Annotated in this window: 11 protein-coding genes; 3 read left to right on the forward strand and 8 right to left on the reverse strand. The window is 62.1% G+C overall.

From position 1 onward, the window contains the following. Window positions 1-23: 23 nt before the first annotated feature. Genes hemN through VH564_RS21735 form a run of 4 tightly spaced genes read right to left on the reverse strand, consistent with a single transcriptional unit; the run spans window position 24 to window position 4,257 of the window. Window positions 24-1,367: an oxygen-independent coproporphyrinogen III oxidase gene (gene hemN / locus VH564_RS21720; protein WP_423341932.1), complete on the reverse strand. Its 1,344-nt coding sequence runs from the start codon at window positions 1,365-1,367 to the stop codon at window positions 24-26. After that, complete coding sequence (cydX, locus tag VH564_RS21725) at window positions 1,364-1,504, reverse strand: cytochrome bd-I oxidase subunit CydX (protein WP_423341933.1); 141 nt, start codon at window positions 1,502-1,504, stop codon at window positions 1,364-1,366. Before cydX ends, hemN begins: the two co-directional genes overlap by 4 nt. 12 nt (window positions 1,505-1,516) lie before the next feature. Then, window positions 1,517-2,662, reverse strand: coding sequence for a cytochrome d ubiquinol oxidase subunit II (gene cydB / locus VH564_RS21730; protein WP_423341934.1), 1,146 nt, complete (start codon window positions 2,660-2,662; stop codon window positions 1,517-1,519). A 29-nt stretch (window positions 2,663-2,691) separates the two neighbouring features. Further along, window positions 2,692-4,257, reverse strand: a complete 1,566-nt coding sequence (locus VH564_RS21735) for a cytochrome ubiquinol oxidase subunit I (protein ID WP_423341999.1) — start codon at window positions 4,255-4,257, stop codon at window positions 2,692-2,694. Window positions 4,258-4,440: 183 nt separating this feature from the next. On the opposite strand from VH564_RS21735, the gene cydD reads away from it, so the two are divergent. Next, window positions 4,441-6,192: a thiol reductant ABC exporter subunit CydD gene (gene cydD, locus VH564_RS21740; RefSeq protein ID WP_423341935.1), complete on the forward strand. Its 1,752-nt coding sequence runs from the start codon at window positions 4,441-4,443 to the stop codon at window positions 6,190-6,192. Further along, window positions 6,189-7,856, forward strand: a complete 1,668-nt coding sequence (gene cydC / locus VH564_RS21745; protein WP_423341936.1) for a thiol reductant ABC exporter subunit CydC — start codon at window positions 6,189-6,191, stop codon at window positions 7,854-7,856. Before cydD ends, cydC begins: the two co-directional genes overlap by 4 nt. A 77-nt stretch (window positions 7,857-7,933) precedes the next feature. Here cydC and araH read toward each other — a convergent pair whose 3' ends face one another. From araH to VH564_RS21765, 4 genes are all read right to left on the reverse strand, one after another. Continuing rightward, the gene (araH, locus tag VH564_RS21750) at window positions 7,934-8,881 is read right to left on the reverse strand and encodes an L-arabinose ABC transporter permease AraH (protein WP_423341937.1); all 948 of its coding nucleotides are present in this window, start codon (window positions 8,879-8,881) and stop codon (window positions 7,934-7,936) included. Further along, window positions 8,878-10,401, reverse strand: a complete 1,524-nt coding sequence (gene araG / locus VH564_RS21755) for an L-arabinose ABC transporter ATP-binding protein AraG (RefSeq protein ID WP_423341938.1) — start codon at window positions 10,399-10,401, stop codon at window positions 8,878-8,880. The genes araH and araG overlap by 4 nt, the downstream gene beginning before the upstream one ends. 65 nt (window positions 10,402-10,466) lie before the next feature. After that, complete coding sequence (locus VH564_RS21760; RefSeq protein WP_423341939.1) at window positions 10,467-11,450, reverse strand: arabinose ABC transporter substrate-binding protein; 984 nt, start codon at window positions 11,448-11,450, stop codon at window positions 10,467-10,469. Between the two features lie 172 nt (window positions 11,451-11,622). Beyond that, window positions 11,623-12,372 (reverse strand): FadR/GntR family transcriptional regulator, encoded by a 750-nt coding sequence (locus tag VH564_RS21765; RefSeq protein WP_423342000.1) that lies wholly within the window; start codon window positions 12,370-12,372, stop codon window positions 11,623-11,625. Between the two features lie 277 nt (window positions 12,373-12,649). Here VH564_RS21765 and VH564_RS21770 point away from each other — a divergent pair, with 277 nt between their 5' ends. Continuing rightward, entirely contained in the window at window positions 12,650-13,627 is a 978-nt protein-coding gene (locus VH564_RS21770) for a substrate-binding domain-containing protein (RefSeq protein ID WP_423341940.1), read from the forward strand. Window positions 13,628-13,716: the final 89 nt, after the last annotated feature.

Here is a 13,716-nt window from a genome sequence, read left to right on the forward strand (position 1 = left end):
TTCGAGGCGTGGATAGGGCAGGCTCACACCGCCAGACTGAAGCGGCTGGCTGTGTCCCAGCGGTAGCGGTCGAAGATTGCGGCCACCACGCGAACGACAGAACGTCCCCGCTCGGTCATCTCGACAAGCGGACCTTGGACGTGCACGAGCCCGTCGACGATCATCGGCTGCAAAGAAGCCAGTTCATCCGTGAAATCCTGATCTGCGGCAACCATGGCAAGATCGACCATGAAGTTGCACATCAACGTCTCGATGATGTCAGCGCGGCGCTGATCGTCATCGTCCATTCGGCAGCCTCTCACGCTGGCCAGCCGGCCCTCGCCAACGGTCCGGCAATATCCCGGATTGTCCGCCAGGTTCTGGATGTAGCCCTCGTCGAGCCGCGAGATCGCCGATGCGCCGAAGCCGATCAGCATCGGACAGTCGTCGTCAGTGTAGCCCTGGAAATTGCGGTGCAGCCGTCCTGCCCTTGAAGCATGCGCGAGCTTGTCGTCGGCGCGCGCGAAATGGTCGAGCCCGATCGGCTCATAGCCTGATCCGGTGAGTTCCGAGGTTACCAAAGCCGCCTGTTCGATGCGCTCCGCAGAATTCGGCAGCGTGGCGCTGTCGATCAGCCGCTGGTTGGCGCGACGGTCGGGCATGTGTGCGTATCCATAGCAGGCGATGCGATCCGGGGCGAGTTTCGCGACCTCAGCGCAGGTCTGGCGGAGCGAAGATACCGTCTGAAGCGGCAGGCCGTAGATCAGGTCGAAATTCAAACGCTCGATGCCCGCCGCGCGGAGATGGCTTACCGCTGCCCGCACCATTTCAATCGGCTGGACGCGGCCTATTGCGATCTGGACCTGCGGGTCGGTATCCTGAACCCCGAGGCTCGCGCGGTTGACGCCCATGGCGCCCAAGGCTTCAGCCAAGTCCGGGGTGACCGAGCGCGGGTCGAGTTCGACGGCGTGCTCGACGTTCTGGTCGATATCGAAGTGACTATGGAGTACATCCAGCACCGATTTCATGCCGGCAGCACCGAGAATGCTCGGCGTTCCGCCACCCCAATGCAGGCGGGCCATCGTCGGGCGACCGCCGACGTGCCGGGAAACCGTCTCGATCTCGGTTTCCAGCGCTTGCCTATATGCATCAATGACATCGTCACGGCGGGCAATCTTGGTGTGGCAGCCGCAGTAGAAGCAGAGGTTGCGGCAATAGGGGACGTGCAGATAAACAGAAACCCGCTGGCCGGGCGTGATGCGGGCAAGCCAGCGCGCATGATCTTCGGCTGTCACAGCCGCGGAAAACTCCGCGGCTGTGGGGTAGGATGTGTAACGCGGCACAGCAAGGCGAGCATAGCGTTGCACGACGGCGTCATCGTTCTTCATTTGGCGTCGCGGTCCCGGGCGGGCTTTTGCGGCACGAGCGCCAGTTGGCGGTCTTCGCGCATCTCGAACCACATCGCATTGAGGATCGCAAACGAGCAGGCGAGGCCCACGCCGAGTATCCAGGCAAAATACCACATGTTCTTCTATCCTTAATAAGCGTTGGGATTGCGACCGAGCGAGGTCGGTGTCACCGTGCCGCGCATGACGCGGAAGACGAAGCCGGTGTAGAGGAGCACGATCGGCAGGAAGACGATTGTCGCGATCAGCATGATGAACAGCGTCAGATGGCTCGATGAGGCATCCCAGACCGTCAGGCTTGCCGCCGGATCGATCGAGCTTGGCAGCAGGAACGGGAAGAGCGAGAGCCCGGCCGTTGCGATGATGCCGACGATAGCGATCGTGGTGCCGAGCAGGGCGGTTTTTGACGCCCGGCCGGAGAGGCCGACAAAGGCGAGCAAGGAGCCGACAAAGCCGAGAACGGGGGCGGCGATCATCCACGGATGGTTAGCATAATTGCTGAGCCAGCCGCCGGAGACCAGGCTTACGGTCTTATAAAGCGGGTTGGAGGGGCCGAGTGCGTCCTGGACGCTGGTAACGGCATAGCCGTTCATCATGCTGACCCAAAGACCACCCACGGCAAACAGCAGGATGCTTGCCAAAGCGGCTGCCCGGCCATAGAGGCGAGCCCGGTCGGCAACTTTGCCATCCGTCCTGAGGGCAATGACCGCGGCCCCATGGGCGACCAGCATCGACACGCTGAGCAGGCCCGAAAGGAGCGCGAAGGGACGCAGCAGGCCGAAGAAGTTGCCGGTATAGCTGGCACGCAGGGTGGCATCCAGATCAAAGGGCACGCCCAGCAGCACATTGCCGACGGCCACCCCGAAGATCAGCGCCGGCACGAAGCCGCCGATGAACAGCGCCCAGTCCCAGGTCGAGCGCCACGTCGGGTCCTTCATCTTGCCACGGAACTTGAAGGCCACCGGGCGCAGGATCAAGGCCAAGAGAATAGTGATCATGGCGAGGTAGAAGCCGGAGAAGGAGACGGCGTAGAGGGCCGGCCAGGCGGCAAAGATGGCGCCGCCGCCGAGCACCAGCCAGACCTGGTTGCCTTCCCAGGTCGGGCCGACAATGTTTATGACGACGCGCCGCTCTTCATCGTTGCGAGCGACGAAGGGGAGCAAGGCGCCGACACCGAGGTCGTTGCCGCCCATCACGGCAAATCCCATCAGCAGGATGCCGAGCAGCGCCCACCAGATCAGCCGCAATATTTCGTAGTCGAGGGGAATAGTGTTCATCTTCGTTCTTTCTACGCTTGGCGGTGAGGTTAGGCAGCGGCGCTTTGCGGCAGCCGGTCCGTGTCGGCGGCGCCTTCGAGCATGGAATAGTCTCCGGGGCCTGCCTTGATGGTCTTCACCATCAATATGACCATGACGACCAGAAGCGCGGTGTAGAGGATCAGGAAGAAGCTGAGGCTGATCAGCATGTCCATCACGCTGAGGCCCGAGGCGGCGTAGAAAGTCGGCAACACGCCCTCGATCGCCCAGGGCTGACGGCCATATTCGGCCACGAGCCATCCCGATTCGATCGCCAGCCAAGGAACCGGCAGGCTCCAGACGGCAATCTTGAGAAGCGTGCGGTTGTTGCCGAGCTTATGCAGGCTGCTGAGCACGAAGGCCGTCGCGAAGAAGGCGATCATGTAGAGGCCGAGGGCCACCATGATACGGAACGACCAGAAGAGCGTGCCGACATCGGGGATGGTATCGCGCGCCGCCTGATCGATCTGCTCGGGCGTGGCGTTCTGGATGTCTTCCCGGTAGCGCTTCAGCAGCAGCGCATAGCCGAGATCCGGCCAGTTCTTTGCAAAGGCTGCCCGTGCGGCCTGGTCCTTGGGATCCTTGCGGATGGCGTCGAGATCGGTGGAAGCCACCATGCCGTTGCGGATACGCTCCTTGGCATGCTCGACCAGCGGCAGGATGCCCGGGACTTCCTTGTCGAGGCTGCGCGTCGTCATCAGGCCGAGGATCCACGGGATCTTGACCTCGAAGCGGTTGCCGTCCTTGCCAGGCAGCGCGAAGATGGTGAGACCAGCCGGCGCCGGTTCGGTGTGCCACATGGCTTCGATGGCAGCGATCTTCATCTTCTGGTGTTCGGTGGCGACATAGCCGCTCTCATCGCCGAGCACGACAACCGAGAGTGCCGAGGCGATGCCGAAGCTGGCAGCGACCGCCATTGACCGCTTTGCGAGATCGAGATGGCGTCCACGCAATATGAACCAGGCGCTGATGGCCATGACGAACATGGCGCCCGTGGTGTAGCCGGCGCTGACCGTATGGACAAACTTGGCCTGGGCCACGGGATTGAACAGCACGGCTGCGAAGTCGGACACTTCCATGCGCATGGTGTCGGGATTGAAGGTCGAGCCGACCGGATTTTGCATCCAGCCGTTGGCGATCAGGATCCAAAGGGCCGAGAAATTGGCGCCGAGTGCGACCAGCCAGGTCACGACGAGATGTCCTGCCTTTGGCAGTCGGTCCCAGCCGAAGAAGAACAGACCGATGAAGGTCGCCTCCAGGAAGAAGGCCATCAGCCCCTCGATTGCCAGCGGTGCGCCGAAGACGTCGCCGACATAGTGGCTGTAGTAGCTCCAGTTCATGCCGAACTGGAATTCCATGACGATGCCGGTGGCGACGCCCATGGCGAAGTTGATGCCGAACAGCGTGCCCCAGAACAGCGTCATGCGCCGCCAGACTTCGCGCCCGGTCATGACATAGACGCTCTCCATGATGGCCATGAGGAACGATAGTCCGAGGGTCAGGGGGACAAAGAGAAAATGGTAGAGTGCGGTCGCCGCAAATTGCAGGCGTGCCAGATCCACGACGGTGAAATCGATCATGCGCGCGTTCCTATCGGTATGCCGGCCGGATGCCGGGCTTGCCGTTTGCTACGCGCTGCTGGCAAGGGTTGCATTGATCCAGGTCAATGCTCCAGTGCGCGTGCTCAGGCACTGACATTGCAACGAAAATTGCGTGCGCCGGTCGCGAGACGGTTTGCCGCGAGCAGGGTCGGGGCTGGTATGACGATTGACGAAGACAAGCCGGGGCAACGCCGCTGGATGAGCCGCCTGCAGCGTCACGGTGGTCCTGCGATGGCTGTCGCCTGCGCCCTGCCAATGCTGTCGGGCTTGCTCTTGGTCGGCCAGGCGTTGCTGCTGTCCCTTATCCTCGACCGGATCATCGTCGGCGGCCGGTCCGCCATCGGAGAGCTGTCGTTGATCGGATTGTTCGCCGGCATCTTCGTCCTTCGAACGTTGCTGGGGCTTGTCTCGGAGTGTGCCGGCATCAAGGCCGCAGAGCGCATCAAGCTGCATCTGCGCACGCTCCTCAACCGGCATATTCTCGACCAGCGGCCCGATTGGATGGCGCGGCGCTCCACCGGGGCGCTAAGCTCCGCCGTCATCGACCAGACCGACGCGCTGGACGGCTATTTCGCCCGCTTTCTGCCGGCAATGATCCAGGCCACCGTGCTCCCCCTGGTCTTTGCCGTGGCCCTCGTCCCCGTCGACTGGTTCGTGGCGCTGTTGTTTCTTCTGACGGCGCCGCTGATTCCGATCTTCATGGCCCTGGTCGGCTGGGGCGCGCAGGCGGCAACGGATGCGCAGGCGCAGGCCCTGTCGCGCCTCTCTGGATTCTTCGCCGACCGCCTGCGCGGCATCCTGACGCTGAAGCTATTCGGCCAGGCCGAGCGCGAGACGGCGAGGGTGCTCGACGCCAGCCATGATCTTCGCTTTCGTACAATGCGCGTACTGCGAATAGCCTTCCTGTCCTCGGCCGTTCTGGAATTCTTCGCAGCGCTCGGTGTCGCCGGCGTCGCCCTGTATGTCGGGCTGAGTTATCTTGGTTTCGTCCATCTGCGCACCACGCCGTTCACGCTCCAGGCTGGGCTGTTCTGCCTGCTTATGGCGCCTGAGGTCTATCAGCCGCTGCGGCTGCTCGCCGCCCATTATCACGATCGGCAATCGGCCAAGGCGGCCGTCCAGGAGATCGCAGCGCTGTTTGGCGCGCTGCCCGAAGGCCAGCAGGTAGCCCCCGAGGCGGTTCCCGCCACCCGCCAGAAGGTGCCCCTTGGCCTTCGCATCTCGCATTTGCACCTGGCGACGCCGGATGGCGGGCGACGCCTACTAGAGGACGTGAGCCTATCGCTTGTCCCCGGCTCCCATGCGGCAGTCTTGGGCGACAGCGGCATCGGAAAGTCCACCTTGCTCGAGGCAATCGTCGGGTTGCGGACATTCGAAGGGCGAATCCGTCTGGACGGACGGGATCTCCAGGCGATCGATGACCACCAACTGCGCCGCGAGGTCGCCTTCCTCGGGCAGCGACCGCTGCTGTTTCCCGGCACGATCGCTGAAAACATTCGCCTCGGTGGGCGCCTGGCCAGCGAAGCTGACCTCATCCATGCGGCAAGGCTCGCAGGCGTGCTCGACTTCGCAGCCGACCTGCCCGCTGGGATTGAGACCATCATCGGCATGGACGGGCGAGGGGTCTCGGGCGGCGAAGCGCAGCGGATCGCGCTTGCGCGCATTTTCCTGCGCGATCCGGGACTGATCGTGCTCGACGAACCCACCGCTCATCTCGACGGAGAAACGGAAAGCCGCGTACTCGACGCGTTGCAGACCTTTGCCGCCGGACGAACCTTGCTGGTGGCCACCCATTCGGCGGCGGTGGCCGCGCGCTTTGCCCAGGTCTTGCGCATTGCCGGCCGCGATATCCTGCCCGTGGTGAGCCCAAGGCCCAAATCCAGACTGCTGCTCAAGGAGACCGCCGCATGAGCGCGCTTCTGTCCTTCCTGCCTTTGTTCCGACGTCAGACATCGCGGTTCGGCCTTGCCTTCCTGTTGGGCGCGGTAACGCTTGCGGCCGGCATCGCGCTTCTCGGGGTGTCCGGTTGGTTCCTGACAGCGGCAGCCCTCACCACCGCTGCGGCCAGTTTCAACCTGTTCGGCCCCTCCTCGCTGATCCGGGGTTTTTCCCTGATCCGCATAGGCGCTCGCTACGGCGAAAAGCTGGTCGGTCATGATGCCACGCTCTGGCTTCTGGCCGACCTCAGGGGCTGGCTCTTCGCGCAGCTATTTCCACGCATGCCGCTCAAGGACAACGGCGTCAGCCACGGCGAACTTGTCAGCCGGCTAACGGCCGACATCGATACGCTCGATACAGCCTTCCTGGTCGCCATTGGTCCGGTGCTGACGGGGTTGGTCTTCGGCGCCGTGATGACTGCCATCCTTGGTTGGTACGTGCCGGAAGGTGCCCTTATCTATGCTTCAGCATTGGCGACGGCGACGGTTGCCGTTCCGGCGGCTTTGATCGCTGCGACGCGCGATCAGGGCAAGCGCCTGGTCCGGGCGTCTGCCGCCGCCCGCAATGCCGCGCTGCAAACCATGGATGGATTGGCCGATTTCATCGTCTTCGACGAGAGGCAGATGGCGCAGCGGCAGTTTGAAAATGCGGCCCGCGCCATGGGAGCCGCCCGCCGGCGGCTGGCGCTCAGCGGCAGCATCGCCAGCGCGGTGGTCCAGCTTCTCGCTGGGGTGGCCCTCATGGGCGTGCTGTGGTTCGGCATACAGAGCTTCCAGCACGGTGAAATCGGCGGTCCGCTGCTGGTCGGACTGCTTCTGGCAACGCTGGCCAGTTTCGAGGCGACGGGCACGATCGTCCGCAGCGTCTCGCGCCTTAGCGCCGCGATTGCCGCCGCCGAGCAGATCCGCTCGGTTGCAGACAGCCCGCCGGCCGTTGTCGATGCGGAGCAGACGTTGACGATGCCTGCCGCCAACGACGTCGCGTTCGACGGCGTGACCTTCGCCCACGAAGATGGCCGTCCTGTCTTCCAAGATCTGGATTTCCGCGTCGCGGCTGGATCGCGGATCGCCATTCTTGGCACCAGCGGCTCGGGCAAGTCGACGCTGCTGGCGCTGCTGCTGCGTCTTCGCGATCCTCAGGCCGGCAGGGTTACGCTCGGGGCTGTCGATCTGCGGACCGTGAAGCAGGAAGCGCTTCATCGGCGGATCGCGCTTCTGCCGCAGGAGACCCATCTGTTCATGGGAAGCCTGCGAGACAATCTGCTGATCGGCAATCCCGAGGCAAAGGACGACCGTCTCTGGGCGATGCTCGATGCGGTTCGGCTCGGTGACGTCGTCAGGGATCTCCCTGGTCAACTGGATGCCTATGTCGGGGAAAAAGGATGGACCCTATCGGCCGGCCAGGCGCGCCGCCTCAGCCTCGCCCGCACACTCCTTTCGGATGCCGACATCCTGGCGCTCGACGAGCCCACCTCAAACCTCGACCCCGAGGCGGAGCGGGCCTTCTTCGAAGATCTCGCCCGGCTCACAGCCGGCAAGACCGTCATCCTCGCCACCCATGCCAGCTTGCCCGCCGGCATCTTCGATCAGTGCTACCGGCTGGCTGACGGTCGGCTCACGAAAGAAAAATGCGCATAGCCGCAGTTTGCAGGATGATCCAGGGCTTTGGACCTTGCTGTCTCAAGCCCTGATCTTTCCGAGCTTGTGCCCGCCGGTCATTTCCGGTTGGCGCTTGAGGAGCGAAGGTTGTCGAGCAGCACGGCAATCAGCAGGATCAACCCGCGCACGACGTACTGGTAGAAGGCCTGGATGTTGAGCAGGTTCATGACATTCTCGGCGATGCCCATGATCAGCACCCCGACGATCACGCCGGACATGGCAGCCCGACCGCCAGCCAGCGAGACGCCGCCAAGGACACAGGCCGAAATGACGGAGAGCTCGAGCCCCGTGGCCGCATTGGGCTGGCCCGAGGTGATGCGCGAGGCGAGCAGAATACCGGCCACCGCGCAGACAAGACCCTGCAGCGCAAAGATCCAGATGCGCATCCGGACGACATTGACGCCGGCAAGGCGCGAGGCTTCCGGATTGCCGCCGATCGCCAGGGTATTCTTTCCGAACACGGTGCGGTTCAACACGAAGCCGAAGATGACGAAGAGCAGTGCCATGATCCAGATCGGCGTCGGGACGCCGAGCAGGCGGGAAAGCGCAATCTGGTAGAAGGACGGATCGTTGATGCCGACGGCCCGTCCGTCCGATGCGATCAAGGCCAGTCCTCTGACGATCTGCATCGTCGCCAAGGTGGTGATGAGCGCGTTGATGCGGAACTTCGCGATGACGATGCCGTTGACAAAGCCGACGAAGGCGCCGCAGGCAAGGGCTGCGAGCAGGCCTGTGACGATCGAGCCTGTCATGTTCGACGCCATCACGGCAACCATTCCGGAGAAGGCGACGGTCGATCCAACCGACAGGTCGAAGTCGCGAGACGCCAGGCAGAACATCATGGTGCAGGCGACAATCCCGATGGTGACCACCGATTGCAGCAGACCCAGCATATTGCGCTCGGTCAGAAAGTTGGGAACGGCAAGCGCAACGACGGCGAAAGCGACGACGAAGATCACGACAAGACCCTGCTCGCCGAGGAGGATTTTCTTCAAGGAGTTCATCTTATCGTTCCTGATGAATGAGAGGCCGCAGAGACATGGTCGGGAAGAGCCGCCGCCAGAATCGCACGCTCGTCGAAATCGGGCCTGCCAACTTCGGTGACGATCCTGCCGCCGCACATGACCAGGATGCGGTCGGAAATGCCCATCACCTCAGGCAGTTCGCTCGAGATCACGACGATTGCCATGCCTTCGGCGGCAAGACCGTAGAGGATCTCGTAAATTTCCGATTTGGCGCCGACATCGATGCCGCGCGTCGGTTCGTCGATCACCAGAACCTTGACGCCTTCCTCCGAAAGCCAGCGTCCGAGGATGACCTTTTGCTGGTTGCCGCCGGAGAGGTTGACGATATCCTGATTGGCCGACGGCGTGCGGACCTTCAGCTTGGCAATGTAGTGTTCCGCGACCGAGGTTTCTTTCTTCGGGCGGATCAGCCCGAAGGGGGAAAAATGGCGCCGCGTCGAAACGGTGATGTTTTCCCGGATCGAGCGTCCCTGAATGATGCCCTCGAACTTCCTGTCCTCGGGGCAGAGCACCATACCGGCCTCGATCGAAGCCTTGGGATTGTCCGCCTTGACGGCTGCCCCGTCTATCGTGACGCTCCCCTGTCGCCTCTGGTCGGCGCCGTAGAGCAGGCGCGCCATCTCGCTTCTGCCAGCGCCGATAAGGCCGAAGAAGCCGACGATTTCGCCCTGGCTCACCGAGAATTCGATCGGATTGGGCAGGTGGGCGCCGCAAAGTCCCTCGACGTTCAATCTGGTGTCGCCGATCGGCCGCTGCCTCCAGCCCCAGATGTTGCTAATCTCGCGACCGACCATCTCGGAGATGACCTCGGCCCTTTCCGTCAATGCGATATCTGCATGATGGGCGGCAACCTTGCCGTCGCGCAGCACCGTAAGGCTGTCGCAGATGCGGAAAATCTCGTCGAGCCGGTGGGAAACATAGAGGATGACCGTCCCCTTGGCCTTCAGCCTGTCGATCAGGGCAAAGAGGATTTCGCTTTCACGCGAGGATAGGGAAGAGGTCGGCTCGTCGAGCGCAATCACCCTGGCCTCCAGCATGACCGCCTTGGCGATCTCGACCATCTGCCGCGCGCCGAGCGATAGAGAGGCGACCTTGACTGCCGGATCCACGTCGATGCCGATTTCGCGCAGCTTGGCACCAACGGTCCCGATCAGCGTCTTGCGATCGATGATCCCGGCTCTCGACGGAAAGCGGCCAAGCCAGAGGTTTTCCGCCACCGTCAGTTCGGGGACGAGTTGGAGCTCCTGATGGATCACCACGACGCCGGCTTTAAAGGCATCACTGACCGATGTGAAGCTCTGGGGGTGACCGTCGATGGCAATTGTCCCGCTATCGGCAGCCTGGTCGCCTGAGAGAATGCGGATGAGCGTCGACTTGCCGGCGCCATTTTCACCCATCAGGCCATGGACAGCACCCTTGTCGACCGAGAAGGTGACGTCGGAAAGCGCCTGCACCCCGGGATAGGCCTTGGAAATGCCCTTGAAGTCGAGATATGCCATATTGCCCCGCAGGAAAATGGCGGCGGCCTGTCAGCCGCCGCGAGATCGCATAGTTCCGTCCTGCGCTATTCGATGCCGAGGTCCTTGCGGACTTTCTCATAGTCGCCGCGCAGCGCCAGGGATCCCGAGGTGAGGGTCAGCTTCGGCGGTTCCTTGTTGTTGGCAACCCAGTCGTACATGTTCATCGCCGTCTCGTAGCCGTGACGCTTGGGCGAGATGATGACTGTGCCGAAAAAGCCCGTCGCAGACGGCTTCTTGAACTCGTTGATGGCGGAATCAGCACCACCGATGCCGATGCCGACGATATTGTCGCTGCTGATGCCGACGGATTCGGAGGCCCGGATAGCGCCGAGCACGGCTTCGTCATTCAGTCCGAATGCCACCCAATGCTTGATGTCGGAATGCTTGTTGAGGACAGTCGTCGAAGCGTTCAGAGCAGCCTCTGTGTCCGTTTTGGCCTGCGGTGCGTCAAAGATATTGGCTGCCGGAAAACCGGCTTCCTTCAGCATGGCGATGGCGCCTTCGACCCGGTCGACGGCGGTCGGAAGCTGGTCATAGGAGACGCGAATAGCGCCGACAGACTTCATATCCCAGCCGCGCTTCTTGATTTCTGCGGCCAGCGCCTTGCCGACATCCTCACCGATCTTGGTGGCGGAAATCCCCATGTGCGGGACGTCGGCCAGCGGTGACCCGTCCGCGCCCACCAGGCGGTCGTCGACCGTCATCACCTTCAGCTGGTTGGCGTCCGCCTTGGCGACGATACCGGGCCCGAGCTTCACGTCCGGTGTGCAGATGATGAAGCCCTGGACGCCCTGTGCGCCGAGATTGTCGATCGCCGATTGGACCTTCTCGCCGTCCTCGGCGCCGATCTTGACGACGGTGAAGCCCTTTTCCTTGGCGGCGATGTCGGCAAATTTCCACTCGTCCTGAAACCAGGGCTCTTCTGGTTGCTTGACGATAAATCCGATCTTGACGTCTGCGGCGAGCGCGGACCCTGCAAACATAATCGCGACGGTGCCAGCCAGCATGGCGGCCTTCAACAAGCGCATGTCTCTCTCCCACTTCTTACGATGCCCAACCTGCCTCCCAGGCGAGGATTATCGACTTAAGGCAATCAGGATTGTTGGTCAATTTATATGTAGTATCGTTTAAAAAATAAATATGCTTTATTTTAGAAGAGATGCGTCGATGACGGCAGAGGGGCGAGATCCCATTTCGCAATTATAGCGGTGCGGCACCCCGCGACTTGCGCAAGGCTTCCATGATCTCGGACCGTGCAATGCCGATCAGCTGTTCCATGGCATATCGCGCTGCATCCGGGCGCCGCATGCGGATCGCTTCGAGCACATCCTGATGCTTGGCAATCGCATGCTCATGGGACTGGCTCGCCCGGTTCGTGAGGCGGAAACTGGCAAGCAGAGCCGCCCGGATTGCGCTTGCAAACTGCCGATAGACCCAGTTGCCGCTAGCATTGATGATGGCCGTATGGAATTCCAGGTCGGCCTTGCTCCATGCCTCCGTATCACGGGCATTGGCGTCCACCATGTCTTCGAACGCCTTGGAGATCTGGTAAAGCTGCCGCGCCGTTGCGTTGGCAGCCGCTTGGGCCGCCGCCGCCGGCTCAAGAAGTTGCCTAGCGTCAATCAGCGATGCATAAAAGCTCTCATCCGTGCCGATGGCCAGCATGACATCCAGCACCAGCGGATCGAGGTAGTTCCAGTTTTCCTTTGGCAACACGATCGTACCGGCCCGTGTCCTCGAACGGACCATGCCGAGCGCCGTCAGATATTGCATGGTCTCGCGAAGGCTGGTGCGGCTGACGCCGAACTGCTCGGTCAATTCGGCCTCATTGGGCAGCGTCGAGCCCTCTGCCAGCCCTCCGGACACGATCTTTTCGATCAGCACTTGCAGCAGCGCTTCGCGGACCCCGCGCTTTCCGCCAGACACGATGGGGTCGCCATCGGCGGTCAGAACCTGCCTCGTGCTCGTCGCTCTGCCCGTCACTTTCTGGCTCCCTCTTCTTTGCTATCTCGGCTCGACACGCGGCTTCTGGCAGTTCCCAAGCCTGCGCCAAGCCCACCCTAGCCTATGAAAGACGCATAGCACATCCCGCCTCAGTCGATCCAGCCATCGGAAAATAAATAGTATTTAAGTTGACATTTGTCCGATGAAAGTTAGCTTATGGTCGAGCTGATGGTGCGGTTTGCCGGCATCATCGCTTGCAACGCTCAAGGGGAGGAGAAAGCCAATGAAGCTTGTAACGAAAGCCGCCATGGCGGCACTCGCGCTATTTTCCGTCGCCGCCAACCAGGCAGGCGCAGAGACGAAAGATCTCAAGGTCGGTGCGATCTATATGGATGCTCAAGGTTTCTATGCCGGCGTCCGCAAGGGCATCGACAGCGGCGCCAAGGAGGCGGATCGCAATCTCAAGGTGATCGAGACCAATGCTCAGGGCGATGTCAGCAAGGAATCGTCCTTCATCGATTCGCTGATTTCGGCGGGCGTTCAAGCGATTATCGTCTCGCCCGTTTCGGCCGACGGTTCCTATCGCGCCATCCGCCGCGCCCATGACGCCGGCATCCCGGTCGTCTGCTACAATACCTGCCTCAACGACGCCGACATGAAGTCCTACGTTACCGCCTATGCCATCGGCGATCCCTATGAATTTGGCCACAAGCTCGGCGATGCGGCGGGCGACTACTTCCTCGCCGCAAAGATCGACAAGCCGAAGATCGCTGTCCTCAATTGCGAGTTTGTCGAAGTCTGCGTCACCCGCCGCAAGGGTTTCGAGGATGCGTTGAAGGCGAAGGTGCCGGGCATGCAGATCGTCGCCAACCAGGAAGGCGCGGTCCTTGACAAAGCGGTCTCCGTCGCCAGCACCATGCTTTCGGCCCATCCGGATATCGACGCATTCTTTGGCGAGGCCGGCGGAGCGACGCTTGGCGCTGCCCGCGCAGTCAAGAGCCAGGGCCGGACTGGCAAGACGGTGGTTTTCGGCGGTGACATGACGACCGAAATCGCCCAGGAACTCTCCGATTTCACGGTCATCAAGGCCGTTGTCGACATCTCCGGCCAGGGTCTTGGAAAGCTTGCTCTCGCCCAGGCCATCAAGGCCGTCGACGGTCAGGCACCATCGGAGATAAAAGTCCCCTACAACATCGACCTCTATAAATCGGCTGATGACGGCAAGGCCTGGCTCAAGGCCCATGCCGACGGGGTTCCCTGATCCGCGCTCGATCATGCCCGATGCCAGGCTGGCGGCGTGCATCCCGGCGGCAACGTCGTGGTGTACTGCCGCGCAGCCAATCACTGGAT

Origin of the sequence: Rhizobium sp. HT1-10 (assembly GCF_049472505.1) — a bacterium.
Taxonomy (GTDB): domain Bacteria; phylum Pseudomonadota; class Alphaproteobacteria; order Rhizobiales; family Rhizobiaceae; genus Rhizobium.